Origin of the sequence: Streptomyces sp. NPDC005963 (genome assembly GCF_040638655.1) — a bacterium.
In the GTDB taxonomy this organism is placed as follows: Bacteria; Actinomycetota; Actinomycetes; order Streptomycetales; family Streptomycetaceae; genus Streptomyces.
The window spans coordinates 228,246-252,484 of record NZ_JBEXVD010000002.1; the positions used below are offsets into that span (position 1 = coordinate 228,246).

The following is a 24,239-nucleotide window of genomic DNA, read 5'->3' on the forward strand; positions in this document are numbered from 1 at the left end:
TCGGCCCGAACCCGGTGAACCGGAGCCGTACGCGCGGGAGTCGGACGTACCGGACGGGGATGCACCCGTTTGGGGATCGCGACCCGAACCCTTCGGTGCGGGGCCTTTGCGGCTGTGTCGTCCCACGGGCGCCGATCAGCTCCTACCAGTGTCGTCAAGCAGTTCTCGGACGGCCTGCGCAACCGTCTCCGGGTACTCCATCATCGCCACGTGCCCGGCGTCCGGCAGGGTCAGGAGCCGCGAGTCCCGGAAGGTCGCGGCGGCCCGGCCCGCCATACGGTACGAGACGAGTTGGTCGCGCCCCCCGTAGACGAGGAGCGTCGGCGCGAGCACCCGCTCCGCCTGTCGCCACAGTCCGTGCTGGCCGCCCAGCGTGTAGGCATCGACGATACCGCGTGCCGAACGGGCCATCGCATCCCAGAAATGGGGGAGTTGGACCCGGCGCTCCATCTCCAGCACCGCGTGCCCCAGGGCTTCATCGGAGACGCGTGAAGGATCTCCGTAACAGAGAGCCATCACACCGCGGGTGCGCTGCTCCGGCGTCCAGTCCTTGGTCAACCGGCTGAACAGTCGGGCGATGCCGGGCAGGGCCAGCATCCCGGTGGGCACGGCACTGCGCTGGACGCGCAACTCGGGCAGGGCGGGCGAAACGAGCGTCAACGTGCGCACCAGATCCGGCCGGACGGCCGCGACCCGAACGCTGACCGCGCCGCCGAGTGAGTTGCCGAGCAGATGGACGGGACCGCGCCCCGACGCTTCCAAGTAGCGGATGACGGCCCGGGCGTGTCCGGTCACCGAATAGTTGCCGTCGCACGGCGGCGGGGAGTCGCCGAACCCGGGGAGGTCGAGGGCCTCGCCGTCCACGACGCCCTCCAACAGCGGCATCATCGCCGACCAGTTCTGCGAGGAACCGCCGAGGCCGTGGACGAAGAGCGCGGGCGGCAGCCCGGTGCGGACCGGCGGACGCGACCTGACCGAGAGGGTGAGGCCCGCCAGGGCGACGGAGCGCAACTCCTCCCCCGGGGCAACCCGTGCGGTGCGGGGTTTGACGGGTTCGGGTGCCTCGTCGGCGGTGGCGGAGTCGGTGTCCGGCAGCTCGGTCGAAGACATGCGTGCAATGTTACGAGACGATCACACCGCGAATCGTGTGTTCGGCGTCACACATCGCGTAGCGCCGTGAATCAGTAGCTCCTACGCTTCATAGACAAGGACCATCACCGAAGCTCCAAGGACGAGCACCCCTGCTGCCGGGAAAGCGGTGCCGCATGGCTATCGATCCCACCGACCCAGAGACCCTGTACGAGGCCGAACGCGAGGCCGCCGAAACGACCGGCCCCGACGCCACGGACACGACGGACGCCGCGGACATCACGGACGCAGACGTGCCCGAGGCCGATGCCGCCGAGCAGGAGAGCGAGGTGCGTCCGGAGCACGACGATCCGGTGCCCCACATCGACAAGGACCACGTCAACGAGGCGGACGCCGTGGAGCAGGCACGCGTGGTCGCCCTCGATGAGGACGACTATCGCTGACCCGAATGGCCTTGACCTCTTTGCCCACCTATTGCCCGCGACCAGGGAGCTACCGCGACTGTCCGGTCCGTGAAATTCTGCGTCCGCGACGCCCACGACTGGGTTACCCAAAAGTACGATGGCGGGCGCGGCGCACAGCGCGCACATCACAGATTTTGGGAGGCGGCGTGACAGCCATCGAGCAGACAGAGGCGGCGCGCCCGCGAGGCACGCGTCTGCCGCGCCGAGCCCGTAGGAACCAGCTTCTGGGCGCGGCCCAGGAAGTATTCGTCGCACAGGGTTACCACGCGGCTGCGATGGACGACATCGCCGAGCGGGCAGGGGTCAGCAAGCCCGTGCTCTACCAGCACTTCCCGGGCAAGCTGGAGCTGTACCTCGCCCTCCTCGACCAGCACTGCGAGGCGCTGCTGCTGGCCGTGCGCACGGCGCTGGCGTCGACGAACGACAACAAGCAGCGCGTCGCGGCCACCATGGACGCCTACTTCGCGTACGTGGAGGACGAGGGCGGCGCCTTCCGACTGGTCTTCGAGTCGGACCTCACCAACGAGCCCGCGGTACGCGAGCGGGTGGACCGGGTCTCCCTCCAGTGCGCCGAGGCGATCTCCGAGGTGATCGCCGAGGACACCGGGCTGTCCAAGGACGAGTCCATGCTGTTGGCCGTGGGACTGGGCGGCGTCTCGCAGGTGGTGGCGCGGTACTGGCTCTCCAGCCGTTCGAGCATCCCGCGGGACACCGCGGTCCAGCTGTTGACGTCCCTGGCCTGGCGCGGCATCGCGGGCTTCCCCCTCCACGGCACGGAATCCCCGACCGAACAGCCCTGACGCGCGGGCACTGTTCGCTCTTGGCGTTCACCCAGGGCGACTGACCGCCGGCTCGGCCCGGCTAGTGTGTGCTGGGTACGGCGCGAAAGACCGCGCAACGCACCGTTCGGAGGGACATAGCCGTGGAGGTCAAGATCGGCGTGCAGCACGCGCCCCGGGAGATCGTTCTGGAGAGCGGGGACTCCGCCGAGGACGTCGAGCGCGCCGTGGGCGAGGCGCTGGCCGGCAAGGCGCAGCTGCTCAGCCTCTCGGACGACAAGGGCCGCAGGGTTCTCGTGCCCTCGGACCGGATCGCGTACGTGGAGATCGGTGAGCCCGCGACGCGGCGCGTGGGCTTCGGCGCGCTGTAGGACGGCTTGAGTCGAGCAGTTCGGGGCCCTGGTGGGAGTTGATTCCGCCAGGGCCCCGAGCCGTGTGCCGGATTCCTGTGCCGGACTCCCGTGTCCCGGTTGGCCGGTTACCCCCTCCTCGGGCTCATGATCCGGCCAGCTTCCGGCGCCTCGCCGGAAAGGGTTGTTCCCGGTGGTCAACGGGTAGTACGCGCTAGACCGACCTACCCCTACCGGTGTTCGTGAGGTGATCAGCAGTGCAGTGGGAAGCGATCGGTTCGATTCTGCTCGGACTAGCCCTTGCGTGGCTCGCCGACCGTCAACTGGCCGACCGTCTCCCGGAGCGTCGTGTCGTCTTCCTCACGGGAGCGTTCGGTGCCCTCTTCGGTGGCTATGTGACGCACGTCGCGCTCGGCCCCGGCCAGTTCCTGGGGACGCTGGTAGGTGCGGTGCTGATCGGGGCCGTACTGCTGTCGCTGCTGCTGCGGCCGTCAGGGCGTCGACTGCGGCGGGCGATCCCCTTCTGACCCCTGGGGCCCAAGAGGGCCCGTGGATCGTCTGGAGACCGCCGACCGCACGGGCCCTCGGGCCCGGCTCACGGTTCTCGTATCTCACGGTTCTCGTATAACGCATACGCCGTTACGAAATCGATCCGTATGACCGTACGCATCCGATCCGTGGGAGCCGGACCTAGGGCCCTTCTTTCGGATCTTGCTGGGCTCGCGTGCCCTGGCACCGCGCTCCCCCTGTGCCTAGCGGCACGGGAGGTACCCCCACGCCGCGTTGTCGTCAATCACCAATGGCCCCCTGTGCCTAGCGGCACGGGAGGTGCCCCCACCGCAGTGATTCATTCCTCCGCCTTGCGATCCACGGCACCAGACCCCGCTCCCTGATCCAGCCTGATCCAAAAGAAAGACCCTAGGCGGCGAGTCCGAGGGCCGCCATCCGCTTGGTGTGCGCCTTCGTGATCCGGGTGAACATCTCGCCCACCGCGGCCAGGTCGAAGCCGTCCGCCACACCACCGACGAGCATGGTGGACAGCGCGTCGCGCTCGGCGACCACCCGCTGCGCCTGGGACAGCGCCTCCCCCATCAGCCGTCGGGCCCACAGGGCGAGCCGTCCGCCGACCCGCGGGTCGGCCTCGATCGCGGCGCGGACCTTCTCCACCGCGAAGTTGCCGTGCCCGGTGTCGTCGAGCACGGCGAGGACCAGGGAGCGCGTGTCGGCGTCGAGGTGGGCTGCGACCTCGCGGTAGAAGTCACTGGCGATCGAGTCGCCGACGTACGCCTTGACCAGGCCCTCCAGCCAGTCGGACGGAGCGGTCTGGCGGTGGAAGTCGTCCAGTGCCTGGGCGAAGGGCTCCATGGCACCCGTGGGGTCCGCTTCGATGGCGGCGAGCCGGTCCCGCAACTGCTCGAAGTGGTGGAACTCGGCGGAAGCCATCTTGGCCAGTTCTGCCTTGTCACCGAGGGTGGGGGCGAGCTTGGCGTCTTCGGCGAGCCGCTCGAAAGCGGCCAGCTCGCCGTAGGCGAGCGCCCCGAGCAGATCCACGACTGCTGCGCGGTACTGGGGGTCCGCGGACGCGGTGGCCCAGTCCTGGGCCGCGATCCCGGTGTGTTCTGTGGCGTTGTCTGGCGTCTCCATGTCGGGCACAATAGCCCGCTGACCGCGGGTGGTAAGGCCCTGGTCAGAGGTGCTCGTACGGCATTCCCGCCGGCCCGCTGCCCCGGTTCCTACGGATTCGCCCAACACACATGCGCGAATCCGGGGTACAGTGGTATTGCGCCTGCTGAGCGTTCTGAGGTGACGTACTACTTCACTCAGCGGGCGATCGCAGTGTTCGCAGTGATTGTTGGAAAGATCTTTATCTTTCCGACTCCCCATGAGGATGCCCGGTCGGTGGCACGATCGGCTCCGACCCGACCGCCCTCCGTGCGGATATGCGCCCCCGCGTATGACCGCAGATGAGGGGCCCCTCAGCGGCACGAGCGCTTGAGCGAAGGCAGTGGTCCCGCGCCATCCGGCCAATCCACGGTCGGCCCAGTACCCAGGTGCGGCACGACCCCCATCGTTCGCCTCACGTCGCGTCTCACAGAAGAGGCAACACCCTGACTACGCAGCCCATGACTTTCCGGGATCTTGGAATCCTGGACGAGACCGCCGAAGCACTCGAAGCTGTCGGCATTCTGTCCCCCTTCCCCATTCAGGAGATGACGCTCCCCGTCGCGCTTTCGGGCAGCGACGTGATCGGACAGGCCAAGACCGGTACGGGCAAGACGCTCGGTTTCGGCCTGCCCCTGTTGGAGCGCGTCACCGTGCCCGCCGACGTCGAAGCCGGCCGGGCCACCCCCGAGCAGCTCACCGACGCCCCGCAGGCGCTGGTCGTCGTGCCCACGCGCGAACTGTGCACCCAGGTCACCAATGACCTGCTGACCGCGGGCAAGGTGCGCAATGTGCGCGTCCTCGCGATCTACGGCGGTCGTGCCTACGAGCCCCAGGTCGAAGCCCTGCGCAAGGGCGTCGATGTGATCGTCGGCACGCCCGGCCGACTGCTGGACCTCGCGGGCCAGAAGAAGCTCGACCTCTCCAAGGTGCGGGCCCTGGTGCTCGACGAGGCCGACGAGATGCTCGACCTCGGGTTCCTGCCCGACGTCGAGAAGATCATCCAGCTGCTGCCGCCGCGCCGGCAGACGATGCTGTTCTCGGCGACCATGCCGGGTGCGGTCATCGGGCTGGCGCGCCGCTATATGACGCAGCCGACCCACATCAGCGCGACCTCGCCCGACGACGCGGGCGCGACCGTCGCCAACATCACCCAGCGCGTGTACCGCGCGCACTCCATGGACAAGCCCGAGCTGGTCTCGCGCATCCTCCAGGCGGACGGCCGTGGCCTCGCCATGATCTTCTGCCGTACGAAGCGGACCGCGGCGGACATCGCCGAACAGCTCGCTCGTCGCGGTTTCGCCTCCGGAGCCGTCCACGGCGACCTCGGCCAGGGTGCGCGTGAGCAGGCCCTGCGGGCGTTCCGCAACGGCAAGGTGGACGTCCTTGTCTGCACCGACGTCGCAGCGCGCGGCATCGATGTGGAGGGCGTGACCCACGTCATCAACTACCAGTCGCCCGAGGACGAGAAGACCTACCTCCACCGGATCGGCCGCACTGGCCGCGCTGGTGCGCTGGGTACGGCCGTCACCCTTGTGGACTGGGACGACATCCCCCGCTGGCAGCTGATCAACAAGGCGCTCGACCTGTCGTTCCACGACCCGGTCGAGACCTACTCCACCTCCGCCCACCTCTTCGAAGAGCTGAAGATCCCCGCGGACACCAAGGGCGTGCTGCCGAGGGCCGAGCGCACCCGTGCCGGTCTTGCCGCGGAGGAAGTGGAAGACCTGGGCGAGACCGGCGGGCGGGGCCGCAAGGCCGCGGCCACCGTCGCCGTCGAGGAGCGCCCCGCGCGCACCAGGACCCCGCGTCAGCGCCGTCGCACCAGGGGAGGCACTCCTACGGAGATCGCCGCCGATTCCCTGGGCGCGCCGGCCCAGGACGCACCGGCCGCCGATGAGGACGCAGCACAGCCGCGGACTCCGAGGCGTCGACGTAGGACCCGGGCGACCGGAGCAGGAACCACGGTCGTGGCGCAGGCCCCGACCGCGGTGGAGACCGTGGCGGAAGCCGAGCCTGCGGTCGCCGTCCTCCCGGTGCCGGCCCAGCCGACGGAGCCGCTCCAGGAGACCGAACCGGAGGCCAAGCCGCGCCGTCGCAGGACGCGTGCGGTCAAGGCCGTACCGGAAGCGGTGGAGACCGTGTCCGAGGCAGCGCCCGCCGTGGAGGCGGAGGCTGTCGCACCGGAAGCCAAGCCCCGCCGACGCACCCGCGCGGTCAAGGCCGTACCGGCAGTGGCGGAGACCGTGTCCGAGGCAGCGCCCGCCGTAGTGGCCGAGGCTGTCGCACCGGAAGCCAAGCCGCGTCGTCGCACCCGCGCGGTCAAGGCGGTCGCCGCGGTCGAGACGACCGAGGCCGCACCGGAGGTCAAGCCCCGGCGTACGCGTGCGGTGAAGGCCGTCGCGACCGCCGGTGCACCGGAGCCCGTGGAGGCGGAGGCCGAGGTCAAGCCGCGTCGGCGCACCCGTAAGACGGTTGCCGCAGCGGACGCCCCGGCTGCCGCCACGGAGGCGGCGGTCACCCCGGAGGCGGCGCCTCGTCGTCGCACCCGTACGGCCAAGGCCGCGGTCCAGGCCGAAGCCTGATCTGATCGACGGACGGCCCGGTTCCCCCGTGGGGGACCGGGTCGTTCTGCATGTGCGGGCCGTTCTGCGTGTGCGGGCCGGTAGCCGCGTGCGGTCGGGTGGGCGCGGCGACCCGCGGGTAATCTCCCTGTCATGAGTCGTCCGCCGACCTTCGTCCCTCCTCCCTGCTCCCGTTCCCGGATGCTGCGCACCTCGCGCGGGGAGTTCGCGGTGCTCGACGCGGTGCCGGCTGCTGAGCGCGGCGCTCCTTCGGCCACTGGGCTGCTGCTCCCGGGTTTCACGGGGAGCAAGGAGGACTTCATCGCCCTGCTCACCCCGCTCACCGACGCGGGCTTTCGTGTCGTGTGCGTCGACGGCCGGGGTCAGTTCGAGACGGCGGGCCCGGATGACGTCGATGCTTACTCCCAGCGGGAGTTGGCACTCGATGTGCTGGCGCAGGTCGATGCGGTGGCGGCTGACGGGTCGGTGCATCTGCTGGGGCATTCGCTCGGTGGGCAGATCGCCCGCGCCGCGGTGCTGGAGGTGGCGGCGACCGCCGCGGCATCTCCCTTTCGTACGTTGACCCTGATGTCGTCGGGTCCGGCCCGGATCACTGCCGCCCAGCAACAGAGGGTGGCGCTGCTGAGCCGGGCGCTCACGGAGTTGAGCATGGTCGAGGTGTGGGCGGCGATGCAGGCGTTCGAGACACCGGAGGAAGCCGCCGTCGACGGCGAGGACCTGCGCCGGCGCTGGCTGCGGCACCATCCGAAGCAGCTCATCACCACCGGTCGGCAGCTGTCGGTCGAGCCGGACCGGGTCGATGAACTCGCGGCCGTCCCCGGGCTTCCCGTGCATGTCATCAGCGGTGAGAGCGACGACACCTGGCCCGTGCCGCTGTTCGACCGGATGGCGGAGCGACTCGGTGCCCGGCGGACCGTCATCGCCGGTGCCGGACACTCCCCCAACACCGATCGCCCGCAGGAGACGGCGGAGGCCGTGGCGAAGTTCTGGGCCGCCCACTGAGAGCGGACGGTCCGTCAGAGCTGGGACTGGAGGTGCTGCCAGAAGCCGTCGCGCAGCGCCCTGCGCAGGACGGCGTGCCCTCGTAGCGACCGTTGGAGCAGTGCCTCCGCCTCGATCAGTAGGTCCTGGTCGACGGGCCCCGGCAGATAAGGATGGCCGGGCAGCAGTTCGGCGAGTGCGTCGCTGCCGCGCTCGGCCAACCAGGTGGCGGCGATCCGTGCGCCCACGAACCGCACCTCCTCGCGCGAGGGCGGCGGCGCGCCTTCGTTCTCGTACGTCGTGACGGAACGTCGGGTCAGGTACGGGCGGCAGAAGTCCAGGTCGAAGGTGCGGGTGCTGTCGACCTCCCAGCGCAGCGCCTCGGCCTGGTTGGCGCCTTCGGAGGCGTCGATGCCCCAGAGGTGCACCCGTGCCCCGTAGCCCTGGGCCGCTTCCACGGCCGACACCAGGTCCTCGTCACCGCCCACGAGGGCCGCGTCGCTGATGGCGCGGTGGCGTGCGAGGGACTCCAGATCGGTGCGGATCAGTGAGTCCACGCCCTTCTGCTGGTTGTTGGCGTTGAGGTTGCCGAGTCGCACCTTGACGTCGGGCAGTTCGGCGATCGACTGCTGTTCCGGTGTGGGGATGCGGCGGCGGGCGCCGTCGTACCAGTACACGCGGAGCAGCCTGCTGTCAGCGAAGATGCTGCGGGCCTTGTCGATGAACGCGTCGATCAGACCTTCCGCGTCCAGATCGAAGGAGCGTCGGTCCTCGGTGCCCGCAACCAGCAATCCCGCCGCAGCATAGACGTAACCTGCGTCCACGAAGATGGCGTGGGTGGAGGGCGTCTTGGCCACCTCGGCGAGCATCCGGTGCAGGAGCTCGTTGGTGTGGTCCAGACGTGCGCTGATCTGGGTGATCGCTGTGTCGATCGTTGCCTCGTTCATACGGAGCTCATTCTCAGGGCGCTCGGCGACACCCACCAGTAGTTAGCGTGCCAAAGATTTTCTTTAGTGTAAGGAATATTTGCCGGGCGCATCACTGTTGAACCGACTGGAACCTGCGCACCCACAGGGGGTCGGTGCGCGCTACCAACAGTTCTCCCTCGGGGAGGATCAGACGAAGGGAGAAGCCTTGCGCTTCGAGATCATGCGCCTGGACGACGTTGACGGCACGGCCGTCGACAGCACCGTCGTGGACGCCGCCTCCGTCAACCGGATCGTGCAGCAGGCCGCCGCCACCGGCCAGCGCATCGACATCCGCCCGGCCGAGACCTCGGCCTTGTAGTGCCGGCGTAGTGCCATCGGCTCGATGCCGCCGGCGCACACATGACGTCATTCGCCCCCGCAGCGGACACCGGTCCGTACGGGGGCGTTGTCGTGGGTGGACCCATGTCCACCGCCTCAGGCGCCCTGTACGACTTGGGTGACGCCGTTGATGATCTGCTGCACGGCGATCGCGGAGAGCATCATGCCGGCGAGCCGGGTCACCAGCACCACTCCCCCGTCCTTGATCACGCGGATGATCCCCAACGAGTAGCGCATGGTCAGCCACAGCACCGCGTGCATCGCCACGATCGCGCCCCAGACCGCGATGTGCTCGGGTGCGCCATCGGCGTTCTGCACGGCGAGGATGACCGAGACGATGGCTCCGGGCCCGGCGAGCAGCGGCATTCCCAGCGGTACGAGGGCGACGTTGACGTCCTTGGTCTGCTGGGGCTCGTCCGTCTTGCCCGTCAGCAGGTCGAGGGCGATCAACAGCAGCAGCAGACCGCCGGCGATCATCAGGGCAGGCACGGAGACGTGCAGGTAGTCCAGGATCTGTTGGCCGACCAGACCGAAGACGGCGATGACGCCGAAGGCGACGGCGACCGCCTGCCAGGCCATCCTGCGTTGCACCTTGACCGGGCGTCCGGAGGTGAGGGCGAGGAAGATCGGCGTGATCCCGGGCGGGTCCATGATCACGAAAAGGGTGAGGAAGAGGGAGCCGAAAACGGCAGCGTCGAACACGTTGGTGCCTTGCGGGAAGAGGGGTCGAACGGGCGGCGAAGGTCAGGTACGACGTCCGCCCGCACCGGGGACCGGGAAGGCGCCGGTGGCACGGCGGGTGATCTCGCCGTAGATCTCGGGGTCGGTGGTGTAGTCGCCGAGCCCGACCGTCTTGCGGCTGCCGTGGTAGTCGCTCGATCCCGTGGTGAGCAGACCGAGGTCGGCGGCGAGACCGCGCAGGCGTTCGCGGGCCGGGCCGTCGTGGTCCATGTGATCGACCTCGATGCCGTCCAGACCGGCCGCTGCGAGGTCGGCGATGGCCTGCTCGGACACCGTACGGCCGCGCTTGGCAGCCGCCGGATGGGCGAAGACGGACACTCCGCCGGCCGCCTTCACCAATCGGACCGCGGTGAACGGGTCCAGTTCGTGCTTGGTGATGTGCGCCCGGCCGCCGTCGGCGATCCACTGCGGCGTGAAGGCGTCGGAGACGCTCGGGACGACGCCGAGTTCCACCAGGGCGGTGGCGATGTGCGGACGGCCGACCGAGCCGTCGCCTGCGATGCGGGCGACCTGCTCCCACTCGACGGGGACGCCCAACTCCTGGAGCTTGGCGACCATCGCCTGCGCGCGGGGCACCCGGTCGTCGCGCACCAGTTCCCGCTCGCGCAGGAGGGCGGGCTCCTGCGGGTCGAAGAGGTAGGCCAGCAGGTGCAGGCTCACTCCGTCGAGCGCACAGGAGATCTCGGCACCGGTGACGAGGGTCAGCCCGCTCGGGACCTCGGCCAGGGCGGCGATCGCCTCGGCGTGGCCGCGCGTCGTGTCGTGGTCGGTGAGGGCGACGACGTCCAACCCGGCCGCCGCGGCCTTGTGCACCAGTTCGGCGGGGGTGTCCGTACCGTCCGACGCCGTGGAGTGGGTGTGCAGATCGATGCGCACGAGCGGCACTCCAGGTTGATCGGGCGGGCGGGGGACGGTTCAGTGTATCGGCAGCCGAAGGCGGCCCGATCGCCCGTGCAAAGGCAGCCCGACCGCCCGGGCAAAGGCAGCCGGGCCGCCCGTGGGTCGGCGCGAGCGGCCCATCCGCCGTCAGCCCTCGACCGGTTCGCGAGCGCGCCGGTGTCGGGCCCGCGGTGCGCGGGTCAGGACAGCAGCCGTGGGGAGAGCGCCCCGCAGGGCACCAGCTCGACCTCCGCCCCGGCGTCGCGCAGATCGGTGAGCACCAGTTCGTCGTACATCAGGAGGCCGGACTGTTCGGGCCAGACGATCGCCCACAGCCAGAGCCCGCGGGCCTCACCAGCGAAGACGGCACGGTCCGAGGGGGTGCCCTGGACGTGCCACAGGGGGCTGGGGCGACCGGCGGCGAGCACCTTCGCCTGAGCGGGTTTGCCGATGTCGATGTGCTGGCCCGGGTCGGGGCCGTCGATTCCGGCGTAGCGCGAGCCGAGTCCGACACCCAACTCCTCGGCGATCAGGAGCAGTTCTCCGATCCCGCCGAGCGGGCCTGGACCGGAGCAGGCGACGGCGGTGGCACGACCGCCGCTGCGGTCATCGCCCGCATAGGCGACCCCGGTGAACAGCCAGCCGACCGGGAGCGGCCAGGGCATCCACACCGGGACCCTGGCCCGGTGCACAACGACCCCGAGGGCTTCGACACTGGGCGGAATCACCGGCTGGAGTGGGTGCACGGTGCCGTGCACACCGCACTGCCAGGCTTCGGCAAAGAGACCGGGCGCCCTGACCCGGCCACCGCACTTCGGGCAACTGGGTTCGCCCCTCATAGCGTTCACGGTCCTACCCGTCCGGCGTCGCGTCAAGGACGATCACCCGTCCGGAGTGAGCTGCTCACTCAGAGCCGATATGGCTCAACTGAGCGTCACTCTCCGTGCGACCTCGTGGCGTGATTACCCGAACACAACTCGAACACGTGCGGTGCATCCGTGCGGTGCATCCGTGCGGTGCATCCGTGCGGTGCATCCGTGCGGTGCATCCGTGCGGTGCGCCACTTCCGGGCCCGGCGAGGGGCGGCCGTCAGTCGAGGGGCACGGACCTGCGGTGTGGGTCGCGCAGATCCGTCCCTCGTGCCAACCAGCGCTCCTGGAGTTCCGATGCACCGTGCACCCGCTTCCACGCAGCCTCGTTCGACGTCATGGGCAACAGGGGGAGGAACCGCACCGACTCCCGCGGCGCATCGAGTTCCAGATCGTCGACGAGACCACCCGGTTCGGCGACCAGTACGGAGCTGAAGGGCGCGGCGGGCCAGAGCGGTTCACCGAGGTCCAAAGAGGCCCCGGGTGCAATGACCACACCTTCGACCTGCGGGGACGCCGCCAGGACCGCCAGGGGCCGCAGCACCTGGTCGGTGTCGGCGCCGCCCGGGCGCACCGAGAGGAGCAGTTCCGCACGCGGGCCCTTCACCGGGTCGGCGATCGCTGCGGTGGGATCGCTCATCGGGTGGGCGGACATCCCCAGGGTGGCGTAACGGACCAGATCGGCCGCCGACCCCTCACCGGGGGTGCGAAAGCGCAGCACCTCGATCCGGTCCGTACCGAGGAAGGTCACCGCGGCCCGGGCGTCCGGCTCGCCGAACGCCGTACACAGCCTGGCCTCGACCAGAGCGAGAACATCTGCCATTCGGCGAGCATAGAACGCGTATGGATGGGGCAATCACAGGGATTGACCCGCAGTCGGCTGATAGTCTTGGCCGCTGGCCGGGTTGGTGTGCTCCGAGCGCACAGGCCGGCGGCGCCAAGGCGCCGCCCGCTCCCGGCGTCACGTTGTCCCCTACGGGGGACCGGCCGGAGGAGGTGGGGTCTGCGGTGGATCGAAGTCGACCGTGCAGTACCAACCGCTCTTCCGTACGGCGTCACTTCCCGGCGGTCTAAGGCCCTTCGCACAGGCCCACGGCATTCCGACGGCGTTCCGTACCACGGCGTTCCGTATGAGGAATCCCGCACGACGGAAGAGCAGCTCGTTTTTGCCTGTCTGTAGCGAACGCCGTCACCGCGATCCCGCGGTGCCGCCCGCTTTGCGGACGTAGTGCCCACGTCCCCATTCCGGGCTGTGCCACGCCACTCGCCGACGGCCTCTCCGTGAAGGAGCCAGCCATGTCGATGATTCGTGACCTCCGTGCCGCCGTCCGTCCCGCCCTGCGGAGGAGCAGCACCGCCTACCACTCGTACGACACCACCCGCGACCCCTCGGCCTCCACCGCCGTCGTGGACTGCGCGGTCTACCGCGACGGGCGCCGTCTTCCCGGCGACGGCACGCCGACGCCCCGCGAGGCGATGCTGAGGGTGCGGGAGGGCGGCGGGTTCGCATGGATCGGTCTGCACGAGCCGACGGAGGAGGAGTTCGCCGGTATCGCCGCGGAGTTCGGGTTGCACCCGCTCGCCGTGGAGGACGCGGTCCACGCCCACCAGCGGCCCAAGTTGGAGCGTTACGACGACACCCTGTTCACCGTCTTCAAGACCGTCCACTACGTGGAACACGATGAGTTGACCGCGACCAGCGAGGTCGTGGAGACCGGCGAGGTGATGTGTTTCACCGGTCGGGACTTCGTGATCACGGTCCGACACGGTGGCAAGGGTTCGCTACGAGCCCTGCGGTACGGGTTGGAGAAGGACGCCGAACTGCTCTCGAAGGGCCCATCGGCGGTTCTGCACGCCATTGCCGACCATGTCGTCGACGGCTACATCGCGGTCGTGGCAGCTGTTCAGGACGACATCGACGAGGTGGAGATCGATGTCTTCTCCGCCCCCTCGAAGGGTAGGCAGCGGGGCAGTGACGCCGGGCGGATCTACCAGCTGAAGCGCGAGGTGCTGGAGTTCAAGCGGGCCGTCTCCCCGCTGCTGCGGCCGATGCAGTTGCTCAGCGAGCGACCCATGCGGCTGATCGACCCGGACATCCAGAAGTACTTCCGTGACGTCGCCGACCACCTGGCCCGGGTGCAGGAGGAGGTCATCGGCTTCGACGAACTGCTGAACTCGATCCTCCAGGCGAACCTGGCGCAGGCGACGGTCGCCCAGAACGAGGACATGCGCAAGATCACCTCCTGGGCGGCGATCATCGCGGTGCCGACGGCGGTGTGCGGGGTGTACGGCATGAACTTCGACTACATGCCGGAACTCCAGTGGAAGTACGGCTACCCGATGGTGCTCACCGCCATCATCGGGATCTGCTTCACCATCCACCGGACGCTCAAGCGCAACGGCTGGCTCTAGGTGATCGCCCTGGGAGGTCGTGGCTACGGCTGGCGGCCGGCGGCTGGATAGGCTGCGCTCATGACAGACACGCTGCTCGCCCAGGCACTCGTCGAGGAAGCCACCAAGAAGTCCGGCCTCATCTGGGTGCGTTCCACGGGTCCCGAGCGCACCCTGTGGCACGTGTGGCACGAGGGTGCGGCCCTGGTCGTCGGGGACGGGCCCGGGGAGCAGCCGTTGCCGGGCCTCGTCGACGGAGGAACCGCCGAGGTCACTGTCCGCAGCAAGGACAAGGGCGGCCGGCTAGTGTCCTGGACCGCCGCGGTGAGTGAGTTGGAGCCCGGATCCGAGTCCTGGGAGTCCGCGGTGGCTGAGCTCAAGGGGAAGCGGTTGAACGCGGTGGACGCGGAGACCGTGCCGGAACGGTGGCGGCGCGAGTGCCGGGTGGTGCGGCTGACCCCCCGGGATTCGACGACCGACCACCCGCAGACCTCGCTTGCGACCCCTCCGCTGCCCACCGACGCGACGACCCGACGACCGATCCCCGCCGCGCTGCCCCGACTGCTGCTGTCCCGCAAGAAGAAGCGCGGCTGATCGACCTCCGGGCTCAGCCGCTGGTCTTCGGGAGTTGCTTCCCGTAGTCCACGGTCTCCTCCTTGGCGGGCGGCACCAGCGCGAAGTCCACGTCCCACTCGCCCAGGGTCAGCACGCCCTTGCCGCCGGCCCGCGCGAACTGGAGCGGATAGGGCTGACCCTCCAGCGAGACGTCGAGCACGCCGCCCGCACCCTCCTCAGCCTGGACCTTGATCGCCTGTACGCCACCGACCTTGGTGCGGTCGCCCTTGCTCAACTTGCCCTGCATGCCGAGGAGACCGTCCAGCAGCACGTCCATGTCCGTGAAGCCGCGGAACCTGTCGTACGCCGGGTCGCCCTGCGGAACCTTGACGTACTTGTCGCGCAGCTTGAGCGCGGCTTCCTCGTCCGCCTCGCTCGGTTCCTCACCGGACGCCCCGTCGTCGTGGCTCCAGAAGCCCACGTCGGCCTTGAGGTACAGCTCGTCACCGATCCTGAGCAGCTCGAAGGCGTTCTCGCTGGTGGTCACCGAGCCGGTGCCGCCGTCCTGCTTGAGCCGCATGTTCAGCTTGAAGGTGCCGCCCTTGCTGACCAGCGTGCCGGCCAGGCGGACCGCTGATGCTGCGTCGGCCGTGGCCCGCGCCTTGCTCTCGATCTCGGCGGCCGGGAGCCTGCCGACACCGTTGGTGCCCTTGTCCGGATCGACCTTCTCCTCGCACGCCGTCGCGGACACGGCCAGCCCTGCGCAGAGCACCAGGGACAGGGCGGTCCTGCGGGCGCGGGAAACCGGGGGGAGGAGAGTCACCAGCACACTGCCTCTCGTCTGCTGGGCAGCTGATCGCCAACTGCTTCGCCTGCGGATGATCGGGGAGCAGACCGCAGCGTACCGGGGTGGCAGTCGGCGTTCAGCAGCCAGTCGTGCCATGCGCGCACGGGGTCCGCGCCCACTCCGTACGGACCCCGGGCGGCAGCGGTACACAACGGTACGGGCTAGCCTGAAGCACCTGAAGAACAGTGTTTCCGGCGAAGTGCCGCAGAACGGGATGGAGGCGATGGCTGTGGTTGCCAGTGTCACGCGCGTCTTCGTCTCGCACCTCTCCGGGGTCCCTGTCTTCGACCCGAGCGGTGACCAGGTCGGCCGGGTCAGGGACCTGGTGGCCATGCTGCGGGTGGGCCGCCGTCCGCCGAGACTCCTGGGCATGGTGGTGGAGGTGCTGAGCCGACGGCGCATCTTCCTGCCGATGACCCGCATCACCGGCATCGAGTCGGGCCAGATCATCACCACCGGAGTGCTCAACGTACGACGGTTCGAGCAGCGCCCCACCGAACGGCTCGTCCTCGGTGAACTGCTCGACCGGCGCGTCCAACTCGTGGAGAGCGGCGAGGAGGCCACCGTCCTCGACGTGTCCGTCCAGCGGCTGCCGGCACGCCGCGACTGGGAGATCGACAAGGTGTTCGTGCGGCGCGGGCGCGGTGGGGCGCTGCGACGGCGGGGGGAGACGCTCACCGTCGAGTGGTCGGCCGTGACGGGTTTCTCCCTGGAGGAGGACAGCCAGAGCGCGGAGAGCCTGGTCGCGACCTTCGAACGGTTGCGTCCGACCGACGTCGCCAACGCCCTGCACCATCTGTCGCCCAAGCGACGGGCCGAGGTCGCCGCCGCACTCGACGACGACCGGCTCGCGGACGTGCTGGAAGAGTTGCCCGAGGACGACCAGGTCGAGATCCTCGGGAAGCTCCAGGAGGAGCGCGCCGCGGACGTCCTGGAGGCGATGGACCCGGACGACGCCGCCGACCTCCTGTCCGAACTCCCCGAGGAGGACCAGGAACGGCTGCTCGCCCTGATGCGCCCGGACGACGCGGCTGACGTGCGTCGACTCCTGTCGTACGAGGAACGCACCGCGGGCGGTCTGATGACCACCGAGCCCATCGTGCTGCGGCCGGACGCCACGGTCGCCGACGCCCTCGCCCGGGTGCGGCAGCAGGACCTCTCCCCCGCGCTCGCCGCCCAGGTCTATGTGTGCCGGCCCCCGGAGGAGACGCCGACCGGGCGTTACCTGGGCACGATCCACTTCCAGCGGCTGCTGCGGGACCCCCCGTTCACCCTGGTCGGATCGATGGTGGACAGCGATCTGCCGCCGCTCGGTCCGGACACCCCACTGCGGGCCGTGACCAGCTATCTCGCCGCGTACAACATGGTGGCCGCCCCGGTCGTCGACGAGATCGGGTCGCTGCTCGGTGCCGTGACCGTGGACGACGTACTGGACCACCTGCTGCCCGACGACTGGCGCGAGACGGACTTCGAGGAGTCCGAGCATGGGTAGCGGGAGCGAGCGGGAGGAGGCGAAGGACCGGGCGGGCTCCGGGGCGGGTACCGCCTCGCGCCCCCGGGTGCGGCTCGACCTGCCCCGCGCGCCCCGCCGTACGCTGCTGCCCGAGTACGACCCGGAGGCGTTCGGCCGGCTCTCGGAGCGGATCGCACGGTTCCTGGGCACCGGCCGGTTCATCGTCTGGATGACGCTGATCATCATCCTCTGGGTGGTGTGGAACGTCTTCGCCCCCGAGGCACTGCGCTTCGACGAGTACCCGTTCATCTTCCTGACCCTGATGCTCTCCCTCCAGGCGTCGTACGCGGCGCCGCTGATCCTGTTGGCGCAGAACCGGCAGGACGACCGGGACAAGGTCACCCACGAACAGGACCGCAAGCAGAACGAGCGGTCCATCGCGGACACCGAGTACCTGACCCGGGAGATCGCGGCACTGCGGATGGGGCTGGGTGAAGTGGCCACCCGGGACTGGATCCGCTCCGAGATCCAGGACCTGCTGAGGGACGTGCAGGACCGCCGGGGCCACCACCCCCACGAAGGCGGCCAGGCGAGTGACGAAGCTGACCGCTGACGGGCTTCCCGGGCCCGGTGGGCCGCGCCGTACCATCGTCGTATGGCTACGGAAGACGCGGTGCTTGAAGCACTGGCGACGGTGAACGACCCCGAGATCCACCGACCCATCACCGACCTCGGCATGGTCAAATCGGTCACGGTCGGAGCGGACGGCGTGGTGGCCGTCACGGTGTACCTCACCGTCTCCGGTTGCCCGATGCGCGAGACGATCACCAACAATGTCACGGAGGCCGTACAGCGCGTCGACGGAGTCACCCGCGTCGATGTGACGCTCGACGTGATGAGCGACGAGCAACGGCGCGAACTGGCGACCTCACTGCGCGGGGGCACCGCCGAACGGGAGGTTCCGTTCGCCCAACCCGGTTCGCTGACCAGGGTGTACGCGGTCGCGTCCGGCAAGGGAGGCGTCGGCAAGTCCTCGGTGACGGTGAACCTCGCGGCGGCGATGGCGGCCGACGGGCTGAAGGTCGGCGTCGTCGACGCGGACATCTACGGCCACTCCGTGCCGCGGATGCTCGGCGCCGACGGCCGTCCCACCCAGGTCGAGAACATGATCATGCCGCCGTCCGCGAACGGTGTGAAGGTGATCTCCATCGGCATGTTCACCCCGGGCAACGCGCCCGTGGTGTGGCGCGGCCCGATGCTCCACCGTGCGCTCCAGCAGTTCCTCGCCGATGTGTACTGGGGCGATCTGGACGTGCTGCTGCTCGATCTGCCCCCGGGCACCGGCGACATCGCGATCTCGGTGGCACAACTGGTGCCGAACGCCGAGATCCTGGTGGTCACCACCCCGCAGCAGGCGGCGGCCGAGGTGGCCGAGCGAGCCGGTTCGATCGCGGTCCAGACGCATCAGAAGATCGTCGGCGTGGTGGAGAACATGGCGGGCCTGCCCTGTCCCCACTGTGACGAGATGGTCGACGTCTTCGGCACCGGAGGCGGCCAGCGGGTCGCGGAGGGACTGACGAAGACGACCGGTGCGCACGTTCCCGTGCTCGGCTCCATCCCCATCGACGTACGGCTGCGCGAAGGCGGCGACGACGGCAGGCCCGTGGTGCTGTCCGACCCGGAGTCCCCCTCGGGCGCGGCGCTGCGCGCCATCGCCGGCAAGCTGGGCGGCCGTCAGCGGGGTCTGTCGGGCATGAGCCTGGGCATCACGCCGAAGAACAAGTTCTAGGGGCCGACCCCCTTCGGAGACCGGTTCCGGCCGGGCGGGTGCAGCCGATGTGATCCCGCCCGGCGCCGTTCCGGATCTCCTCCGCTTCGGCGCCCGGGTCTACAAGGCCCGCCGTACGTCGCAGGCGCGGCCCCGCCCCGCCCAGAGGCCCCCGTTGTACGCGGGAGTCGACCCGGCGGGGTGTGGCGCCGCGCGGGAGCCGATCCGGCGGTTGTGGCGCCGGGTGGGACGATCGCCCGTCCGTCACCCACGTCGACCGGGCACGCTCAGACGTAAGGCGCCAGATCACGCACTTCGAAGAAGCCGAGGCCGTAGGCGCTCATCCCGCGCCCGTACGCCCCGATGTGGACGCCCGCGGCCGTGGAGCCCGCCAGCACCCAGCCGAACTCGGACTCGCGGTAGTGGAAGGTCGTCGGCTCCCCGTCCACCGGAAGCGAGAGCGTGGACCAGGCCGACCCCTCTCCTTCGAGGTCGTCGGCCAACTCGAACGCCGTCTCCGTCTGCTGGTCCAGCCAGTCGTCCCGCAGCGAGTGGTCGAGTTGCGGGGGCCAGGTGTGCGCCAGGAGGCCCGAGCCCGCCAGCCAGGCCGCCGACGAGGCCGTGGTGGCGTCCAGCACTCCGGTTCCGTCGCCGCTGCGGCGCACCGGACTGGCGGCCACGGTGATCACCACCGCGAACCGCTCCTTCTCCACCGCCGTGGCCTCGGTCCGTATCGACGGTTCATCGCCGTGGCCCAGCGAACCGTGCTGGACCACTCCGTCAGCTGCGGAGCCGACCTGCATCAGCCAGCGCGGACCGGTGAACGCCTCGTCGAGGCCGTACCAGGGGAACGGGGCACGCGCATAGGCGTCAGCCGCGCTCCGGGCCGCGGCTGCCGCGCGCTCCGCCGACTGGGCGTCCTCAACGTCGGGACCGGGGGAATCGCTGGCCGTGTTCTGCGCCGTCGGCCGACTGGTCGTCTCCATCGAGCGGGCCGCCTCCTCTGTGTCCGAGGTCTGGAGCGGACCCGCCCCCCTCGGGCGTCCTCGCGTCCTGACAGATGGAGAGAATAGCCACCCGGTCCCCTGTCGCAGGGATTGACCGTGCTCAGGTGGCGTCGGCGTCGAACGGCGGACGCTCGTCCTTGACCGGCTGGTCACGCTTCTTCAGCAGGTCCGGAGTGCCGGACGAACCGTTCACGGCAGCAGGAACAGAAGCGGAGGAAGTGGAGGAATCGGTGCCGTGGACCGTGTCGGCGACGTCGTTCATCTCCTTGGTGAAGTCGAAGGAACTACCCAGCTCCTTCAGCTCGCGCAGATCGTCGCTCTCGTTGAGGTGCTTGCGGATGAAGGTCTTGGGGTTCAGGTCCTCGAACTCGAAGTCCTTGAAATCCGGGCCCAGTTCACTGCGGATGTCGTGCTTGGCGCTGTCGGAGAACTCTCGGATCTTCCGGATGAAGCCGGCGACGTCCTGGATGACCTTGGGCAGCTTCTCGGGGCCGAAGATGAGCATCGCGAGCACCACGAGAGTGAGCACTTCCAGTATGCCTATGTCACTGAACACCCTGTAGCTCCTCGTGTTCTCAGCTGATTCCCCACGGCCCGGAGGTCGGACGGGCACCCGAGCCCGATCCACGGTACCCGCCGGAACTCGGGAGAGTCACGTGTCGGGGGCCCGTGATCCCGGATCGACGACCACACATCACCGGTCGTTCATGCTGCCGGGGGCCTCGGCCCCCTCCCGAACCCGGCCCACGGGGGCCTGTCGGGGTGGTGGGACGGGGCCGAGCCGGGGTTTCGACGGCCGGGTGCCGTCCGGTGATTCTTCCGCTCGGCGAGTCCTGCGGTCCTCACCGAACTTCACCCGGTCGGGCCCGGTCAGTCTCCGCCAGCCGAGCCGAGGGTGAGCGTCAGGGAACGCTCCTTCCCCGCGCGGGTGAGCGTGAGCTCCAAGGTGTCGCCCGGACGATGCGAACGGATCTTCACGATGAGCTCCTCACCGCTGTGGACCCGCTGGCCGTCCACCTTGGTGATGACGTCGCCCGGTTTCACGCCCGCCTTGGCGCTGGGGCCGCCCGGAGTCACGGACGGAGTGCCGTCCTTGCCCTTGTCCCCCACTCGCGCACCGTCACCTGTGTACTTCATGTCGAGGCTGACCCCGATGACGGGGTGGGTGGCCTTGCCCGTGTTGATCAGCTCTTCGGCGACCCGCTTGCCCTGGTTGATGGGAATCGCGAAGCCGAGACCGATGGACCCGGACTGACCTTCCGCACCTCCGGTGTCCGCCGCGCGGATGGCGCTGTTGATGCCGATCACCCGGGCCTGGAGGTCCACCAGCGGACCACCGGAGTTTCCGGGGTTTATCGGTGCGTCGGTCTGGAGGGCGTCGACGTAACTGACGTCACTGCCGTCGCCCTTCTCCCCGCCCGCGGTGATCGGACGCTCCTTGGCGCTGATGATTCCCGAGGTCACGGTGTTCTGGAGATCGAAGGGGGCACCGATGGCGACGACCGGATCGCCGACCCGGACGCTGTCGGAGTTCCCCAGGGGCAGGGGCGTGAGGCCCGAGACCCCCGTGACCTTCACTACGGCGAGGTCGTAGCCGCTGTCCTTGCCGACCAGGGTGGCGCGGGCGGTCTCGCCCCCGCTGAAGGTGACGGAGATGTCACCCGAGGAGCCGGCCGGGTCGACGACATGGTTGTTGGTGAGGATGTGGCCCTTGCGGTCGAGGACGAACCCGGTCCCGGTGCCCTGCTCGCCCCCGCCGCTGACATGGAGGGTGACCACGCTCGGCAGGGCACGGGCGGCGATGCCGGCAACACTGGTGGGCGCACGGTCCCCGTCATCGGGCGGGGCCTGGTCGAGTTCGATCTGGGTGATCCCGCCGTGGCGCTCGATGTAGGCGCCGACGCCACCGCCGATCCCGCCCGCGACCAGCGCGAGCAGTACGGCGCCGACCAGCAGCGCACCGGTCCGTCGTCCCTTGCGTCGGGGCGGGTCCGGTTCACCGTGCCCGGTGAGCGGCGCGGGCCCGGGCGCGCTCCACGGGTCGTACTGGAACTGACTCGTCGCCGGTGCGGCGGGCATGAGTTGGGGTTGCTGGGGTGGCGGCTGCGGGCCACCGTACTGCACGGGCACCGAGGCGTCCCCGGGCTGCGGAAGGGGCGTGCCCTGAGCGGGAGTGGGCATCGGGCGCTGCACGGGAGGTGCGGGCGCCCACGGCCCGGGTCTGCCGTACGGAGGGGTGCTGTACCGGTCCGGCTCGTGCAACGGCTGTGGTCGGCCGGGGGCGCCCGGATGTCCGCCCTCCGACGCTCCGGGGCCGTTCGGTTGCGGAACGGCCTGACCGGCCGCGGGCGGGCGCGGTGGGCCGTACCGCTCCACGGGCGGCAGGGGGGCGCCGTACGCGGGCTCGGATGCATGAGGCGAGGGATCAGGGGGCACATGCGGTACGGGAGCCCCTGGCGCGGTCTCAGCGGGCGGCACGGCGTCCCTGGGCTCGCCGTGCGGGCCGTGGGCTGCTGGACGGGTCGTACCGCCCGGACGCGGACGGCTCCACCAGTTGGCTTTGGCGCCCATGGGCTTCCCGTCGTCCATGCACTCTCCGCATACAGGTGTCCGCCACGGCACCCCCGCGGGCACCCGTCCCAGGATTCAACCAGGTTTGAGAATGCCCGCGCAGGGTCTGGTCGGCGGTGGTGGGGTCAGCGTGCGGATGGGTGCGTCGGTGCCATGAGGTGGGACGGGGCGGGGGTCGCCCAGGGAGTCAGCCCCGATGCGGTGGCGAGGTGGAAGGCCGATCCCGTCGGACGTATCAGGGGGGGTGGTGTGAAGCCCCCGAACGCCGTCAGCGAACTGACTGGTCCGGCCGCCGCCGGGGTGGCGAGGGATCGGTTCAGCGGTCCGGGCGAGAGCGGACCCGAGACGGAGAGACCGATGGCCCTCTCCTCGGAGCGGGTCGGCGTGTGGACCGAACCGCGGCGACGCTCGTAGTCGCTGCTCCGGACGGTGGCGGTGGAGGTGGTGACCCCGGGAGACCCCGTGGCCGCGGGTCTGAGCGGCGTCACGTTGTTTCCGGTGGTGCCGCCACGGGGGCCGGCTTGGAGCGAAGCCTCCAGGGGGAGGGCCCCACCGAGGGCGATGGCCGCGAAGGAGACCGCGCTCGCAGCAGCGAAGGCGAACCGACGCCCTTTCCACGGGGAGCGCTCTGCCTCGCGCCCGACGTCGTGGATACGGAAGCCGCCTCCCGGTCGAACGGAATCCTGCACAGGACCGGGTCCCCCGGGAACCACCGAGGCACCCGCGTGTCCGCCCGGAACGAATCCGAAAGTCTCCCCGTGACGGTCACGAAGACGACCCGCGGATGGCGTCACTCCCCCGAAGACGGGCTCGCCTTCCCGTCCCCCCAGGGTTCCCTGGAAGGGTCCACCCCTGCCGAGGTCACCACCTCCCGGCCCTGCGGGTAGCCCTTGGAGCCGAGCCAGCAACCCTTCGGACAGGGGGGGCGGCGCGGCTTGTGCGAAGACGTTCTTGAGCCGGCGCTGGGCGTCTGCCTCGGCCTTGCACTTGGGGCACGTGGCGAGGTGCGCGAGAACGCGGTCCCTCGCGTCGTGTTTGAGCTCGCCGTCGACCAGGGCGGCGAGCCGGTCCCCCAGATGCTGCTCCGCTGGGGTGGGGCCTGTGCCACTCACGCCGGTCCTACCTCCCCTGCGAGTCCGACCGCTCCCGCCAGAAGACGCTGCTCGGCACGGGCCTCGGGGGAACGGTGCTTCAGTGCCTTGCGCAGATGCGAGCGGCCACGGTGGATACGGCTGCGGACGGTGCCGAGCTTGACCCCGAGGGTCGCGGCGATCTCCTCGTACGACAGTCCTTCGATGTCACAGAGCACCACTGCGGCACGGAATTCGGGCGCAAGGGTGTCCAGCGCCTGCTGGACATCTGCGTCGAAGTGGGTGTCGTTGAAGACCTGCTGGGGGGAGGGCTCCCTGCTGGGGAGCCGCTCGGCGGCGTCATCCCCGAGCGCATCGAAGCGGATGCGCTGCTTCCTGCGGACCATGTCCAGGAAGAGATTGGTGGTGATGCGATGGAGCCAGCCCTCGAAGGTGCCCGGCGTATAGGTGGACAACGACCGGAATACACGGACGAAGACTTCCTGCGTCAGGTCCTCGGCATCGTGTTGATTACCCGTGAGGCGGTAGGCAAGGCGGTACACGCGACCGCTGTGCGTGCTGACGATCTCCTCCCACGTGGGCGGTGTCCACGCCTGGGATTCCGCATCCGATGCGAAGGTCGCGGTTGTAGCGGAGTCGGCAGTGGCGGAGCGGTCAGCAAAGTTGGTCACGGATTTCGGCTCACCCGGTGACCTGAGGAAGCGTCTGAGCGCTCCTCTCCGATCCGCAGGTGCAGCCGCACCTCCCCTATCGGCTCTGGTGGTGTCCAGCGGAGCCCCTACCATAGCCACCTCGCCCGTTAGCTCCGGATAAGAATCTTTACGCGAATTTGGGTGCTGCTTCCCGCTCT

25 protein-coding genes are annotated in these 24,239 nt (G+C 69.6%); 12 read left to right on the forward strand and 13 right to left on the reverse strand.

What is annotated here, in order from left to right; all coding sequences use genetic code 11:
- Positions 1–135: 135 nt before the first annotated feature.
- The gene (locus tag ABZ348_RS04225) at positions 136–1,110 is read right to left on the reverse strand and encodes an alpha/beta hydrolase (protein ID WP_358929141.1); all 975 of its coding nucleotides are present in this window, start codon (positions 1,108–1,110) and stop codon (positions 136–138) included.
- Between the two features lie 155 nt (positions 1,111–1,265).
- On the opposite strand from ABZ348_RS04225, the gene ABZ348_RS04230 reads away from it, so the two are divergent.
- The 4 genes from ABZ348_RS04230 (at position 1,266) to ABZ348_RS04245 (ending at position 3,209) form a co-directional block, all read left to right on the forward strand.
- Positions 1,266–1,532, forward strand: a complete 267-nt coding sequence (locus tag ABZ348_RS04230) for a hypothetical protein (protein ID WP_358929143.1) — start codon at positions 1,266–1,268, stop codon at positions 1,530–1,532.
- A gap of 167 nt (positions 1,533–1,699) precedes the next feature.
- A complete protein-coding gene (locus tag ABZ348_RS04235; protein WP_358929145.1) occupies positions 1,700–2,353 on the forward strand; it encodes a TetR/AcrR family transcriptional regulator in 654 nt (217 codons plus the stop codon).
- A gap of 122 nt (positions 2,354–2,475) precedes the next feature.
- Positions 2,476–2,703: a DUF3107 domain-containing protein gene (locus ABZ348_RS04240; protein WP_329027770.1), complete on the forward strand. Its 228-nt coding sequence runs from the start codon at positions 2,476–2,478 to the stop codon at positions 2,701–2,703.
- Positions 2,704–2,939: 236 nt separating this feature from the next.
- Positions 2,940–3,209, forward strand: a complete 270-nt coding sequence (locus ABZ348_RS04245; protein WP_358929147.1) for a hypothetical protein — start codon at positions 2,940–2,942, stop codon at positions 3,207–3,209.
- A 391-nt stretch (positions 3,210–3,600) separates the two neighbouring features.
- On the opposite strand, the gene ABZ348_RS04250 is transcribed toward ABZ348_RS04245, so the two are convergent.
- On the reverse strand, positions 3,601–4,326 hold the full coding sequence (locus ABZ348_RS04250) for a ferritin-like fold-containing protein (protein WP_358929149.1): 726 nt from the start codon (positions 4,324–4,326) through the stop codon (positions 3,601–3,603).
- A gap of 479 nt (positions 4,327–4,805) precedes the next feature.
- Here ABZ348_RS04250 and ABZ348_RS04255 point away from each other — a divergent pair, with 479 nt between their 5' ends.
- Positions 4,806–6,929 carry a DEAD/DEAH box helicase gene (locus tag ABZ348_RS04255; RefSeq protein ID WP_358929151.1) on the forward strand — a complete coding sequence of 708 codons (2,124 nt, stop codon included), beginning with the start codon at positions 4,806–4,808 and terminating at the stop codon, positions 6,927–6,929.
- 132 nt (positions 6,930–7,061) lie between these two features.
- Positions 7,062–7,931, forward strand: coding sequence for an alpha/beta hydrolase (locus ABZ348_RS04260; RefSeq protein WP_358929153.1), 870 nt, complete (start codon positions 7,062–7,064; stop codon positions 7,929–7,931).
- A gap of 14 nt (positions 7,932–7,945) precedes the next feature.
- Here ABZ348_RS04260 and ABZ348_RS04265 read toward each other — a convergent pair whose 3' ends face one another.
- Positions 7,946–8,857 carry an NYN domain-containing protein gene (locus ABZ348_RS04265; RefSeq protein WP_358929155.1) on the reverse strand — a complete coding sequence of 304 codons (912 nt, stop codon included), beginning with the start codon at positions 8,855–8,857 and terminating at the stop codon, positions 7,946–7,948.
- A 187-nt stretch (positions 8,858–9,044) separates the two neighbouring features.
- On the opposite strand from ABZ348_RS04265, the gene ABZ348_RS04270 reads away from it, so the two are divergent.
- A complete protein-coding gene (locus tag ABZ348_RS04270; protein WP_358929157.1) occupies positions 9,045–9,197 on the forward strand; it encodes a hypothetical protein in 153 nt (50 codons plus the stop codon).
- A gap of 116 nt (positions 9,198–9,313) precedes the next feature.
- Here ABZ348_RS04270 and ABZ348_RS04275 read toward each other — a convergent pair whose 3' ends face one another.
- From ABZ348_RS04275 to ABZ348_RS04290, 4 genes are all read right to left on the reverse strand, one after another.
- Positions 9,314–9,919: a MarC family protein gene (locus ABZ348_RS04275; protein ID WP_358929159.1), complete on the reverse strand. Its 606-nt coding sequence runs from the start codon at positions 9,917–9,919 to the stop codon at positions 9,314–9,316.
- Positions 9,920–9,961: 42 nt separating this feature from the next.
- The gene (locus ABZ348_RS04280; RefSeq protein ID WP_358929161.1) at positions 9,962–10,834 is read right to left on the reverse strand and encodes a PHP domain-containing protein; all 873 of its coding nucleotides are present in this window, start codon (positions 10,832–10,834) and stop codon (positions 9,962–9,964) included.
- 203 nt (positions 10,835–11,037) lie between these two features.
- The gene (locus ABZ348_RS04285) at positions 11,038–11,676 is read right to left on the reverse strand and encodes a DUF6758 family protein (RefSeq protein ID WP_358929163.1); all 639 of its coding nucleotides are present in this window, start codon (positions 11,674–11,676) and stop codon (positions 11,038–11,040) included.
- Positions 11,677–11,926: 250 nt separating this feature from the next.
- Positions 11,927–12,529, reverse strand: a complete 603-nt coding sequence (locus tag ABZ348_RS04290) for a suppressor of fused domain protein (RefSeq protein WP_358929165.1) — start codon at positions 12,527–12,529, stop codon at positions 11,927–11,929.
- A gap of 473 nt (positions 12,530–13,002) precedes the next feature.
- Between ABZ348_RS04290 and ABZ348_RS04295 the strand changes: the two genes are divergently transcribed.
- Positions 13,003–14,118 carry a magnesium and cobalt transport protein CorA gene (locus ABZ348_RS04295; RefSeq protein WP_358929166.1) on the forward strand — a complete coding sequence of 372 codons (1,116 nt, stop codon included), beginning with the start codon at positions 13,003–13,005 and terminating at the stop codon, positions 14,116–14,118.
- A gap of 60 nt (positions 14,119–14,178) precedes the next feature.
- Positions 14,179–14,691, forward strand: a complete 513-nt coding sequence (locus ABZ348_RS04300) for a hypothetical protein (protein ID WP_358929168.1) — start codon at positions 14,179–14,181, stop codon at positions 14,689–14,691.
- Between the two features lie 13 nt (positions 14,692–14,704).
- Here the strand turns inward: ABZ348_RS04300 and ABZ348_RS04305 are convergent, their stop codons facing one another.
- Positions 14,705–15,475 carry a hypothetical protein gene (locus tag ABZ348_RS04305; RefSeq protein ID WP_358929170.1) on the reverse strand — a complete coding sequence of 257 codons (771 nt, stop codon included), beginning with the start codon at positions 15,473–15,475 and terminating at the stop codon, positions 14,705–14,707.
- Between the two features lie 247 nt (positions 15,476–15,722).
- Here ABZ348_RS04305 and ABZ348_RS04310 point away from each other — a divergent pair, with 247 nt between their 5' ends.
- Genes ABZ348_RS04310 through ABZ348_RS04320 form a run of 3 tightly spaced genes read left to right on the forward strand, consistent with a single transcriptional unit; the run spans position 15,723 to position 18,741 of the window.
- A complete protein-coding gene (locus ABZ348_RS04310; RefSeq protein ID WP_358929172.1) occupies positions 15,723–16,991 on the forward strand; it encodes a CBS domain-containing protein in 1,269 nt (422 codons plus the stop codon).
- On the forward strand, positions 16,984–17,565 hold the full coding sequence (locus ABZ348_RS04315) for a DUF1003 domain-containing protein (protein WP_358929174.1): 582 nt from the start codon (positions 16,984–16,986) through the stop codon (positions 17,563–17,565). Before ABZ348_RS04310 ends, ABZ348_RS04315 begins: the two co-directional genes overlap by 8 nt.
- A 42-nt stretch (positions 17,566–17,607) precedes the next feature.
- Complete coding sequence (locus tag ABZ348_RS04320) at positions 17,608–18,741, forward strand: Mrp/NBP35 family ATP-binding protein (protein ID WP_358929176.1); 1,134 nt, start codon at positions 17,608–17,610, stop codon at positions 18,739–18,741.
- A gap of 266 nt (positions 18,742–19,007) precedes the next feature.
- Here the strand turns inward: ABZ348_RS04320 and ABZ348_RS04325 are convergent, their stop codons facing one another.
- From ABZ348_RS04325 to sigE, 5 genes are all read right to left on the reverse strand, one after another.
- Positions 19,008–19,706: a hypothetical protein gene (locus ABZ348_RS04325; protein WP_358929178.1), complete on the reverse strand. Its 699-nt coding sequence runs from the start codon at positions 19,704–19,706 to the stop codon at positions 19,008–19,010.
- Positions 19,707–19,827: 121 nt separating this feature from the next.
- Entirely contained in the window at positions 19,828–20,283 is a 456-nt protein-coding gene (locus ABZ348_RS04330) for a sec-independent translocase (protein ID WP_358929180.1), read from the reverse strand.
- A gap of 314 nt (positions 20,284–20,597) precedes the next feature.
- Entirely contained in the window at positions 20,598–22,316 is a 1,719-nt protein-coding gene (locus ABZ348_RS04335) for a trypsin-like peptidase domain-containing protein (RefSeq protein WP_358929182.1), read from the reverse strand.
- Between the two features lie 107 nt (positions 22,317–22,423).
- The gene (locus tag ABZ348_RS04340; RefSeq protein ID WP_358929184.1) at positions 22,424–23,410 is read right to left on the reverse strand and encodes a zf-HC2 domain-containing protein; all 987 of its coding nucleotides are present in this window, start codon (positions 23,408–23,410) and stop codon (positions 22,424–22,426) included.
- Positions 23,407–24,174, reverse strand: coding sequence for an RNA polymerase sigma factor SigE (sigE, locus tag ABZ348_RS04345; protein ID WP_329023019.1), 768 nt, complete (start codon positions 24,172–24,174; stop codon positions 23,407–23,409). Before sigE ends, ABZ348_RS04340 begins: the two co-directional genes overlap by 4 nt.
- Between the last annotated feature and the right edge of the window lie 65 nt (positions 24,175–24,239).

Coding starts and splice junctions, on each gene's coding strand:
- ABZ348_RS04225 (WP_358929141.1), bottom strand. CDS start 1,110: ATGTCTTCGACCGAGCTGCCGGACACCGACTCCGCCACCGCCGACGAG.
- ABZ348_RS04230 (WP_358929143.1), top strand. CDS start 1,266: ATGGCTATCGATCCCACCGACCCAGAGACCCTGTACGAGGCCGAACGC.
- ABZ348_RS04250 (WP_358929149.1), bottom strand. CDS start 4,326: ATGGAGACGCCAGACAACGCCACAGAACACACCGGGATCGCGGCCCAG.
- ABZ348_RS04255 (WP_358929151.1), top strand. CDS start 4,806: ATGACTTTCCGGGATCTTGGAATCCTGGACGAGACCGCCGAAGCACTC.
- ABZ348_RS04260 (WP_358929153.1), top strand. CDS start 7,062: ATGAGTCGTCCGCCGACCTTCGTCCCTCCTCCCTGCTCCCGTTCCCGG.
- ABZ348_RS04265 (WP_358929155.1), bottom strand. CDS start 8,857: ATGAACGAGGCAACGATCGACACAGCGATCACCCAGATCAGCGCACGT.
- ABZ348_RS04285 (WP_358929163.1), bottom strand. CDS start 11,676: ATGAGGGGCGAACCCAGTTGCCCGAAGTGCGGTGGCCGGGTCAGGGCG.
- ABZ348_RS04290 (WP_358929165.1), bottom strand. CDS start 12,529: ATGGCAGATGTTCTCGCTCTGGTCGAGGCCAGGCTGTGTACGGCGTTC.
- ABZ348_RS04295 (WP_358929166.1), top strand. CDS start 13,003: ATGTCGATGATTCGTGACCTCCGTGCCGCCGTCCGTCCCGCCCTGCGG.
- ABZ348_RS04300 (WP_358929168.1), top strand. CDS start 14,179: ATGACAGACACGCTGCTCGCCCAGGCACTCGTCGAGGAAGCCACCAAG.
- ABZ348_RS04310 (WP_358929172.1), top strand. CDS start 15,723: ATGGCTGTGGTTGCCAGTGTCACGCGCGTCTTCGTCTCGCACCTCTCC.
- ABZ348_RS04315 (WP_358929174.1), top strand. CDS start 16,984: ATGGGTAGCGGGAGCGAGCGGGAGGAGGCGAAGGACCGGGCGGGCTCC.
- ABZ348_RS04320 (WP_358929176.1), top strand. CDS start 17,608: ATGGCTACGGAAGACGCGGTGCTTGAAGCACTGGCGACGGTGAACGAC.
- ABZ348_RS04325 (WP_358929178.1), bottom strand. CDS start 19,706: ATGGAGACGACCAGTCGGCCGACGGCGCAGAACACGGCCAGCGATTCC.
- ABZ348_RS04335 (WP_358929182.1), bottom strand. CDS start 22,316: ATGGACGACGGGAAGCCCATGGGCGCCAAAGCCAACTGGTGGAGCCGT.
- sigE (WP_329023019.1), bottom strand. CDS start 24,174: ATGGTAGGGGCTCCGCTGGACACCACCAGAGCCGATAGGGGAGGTGCG.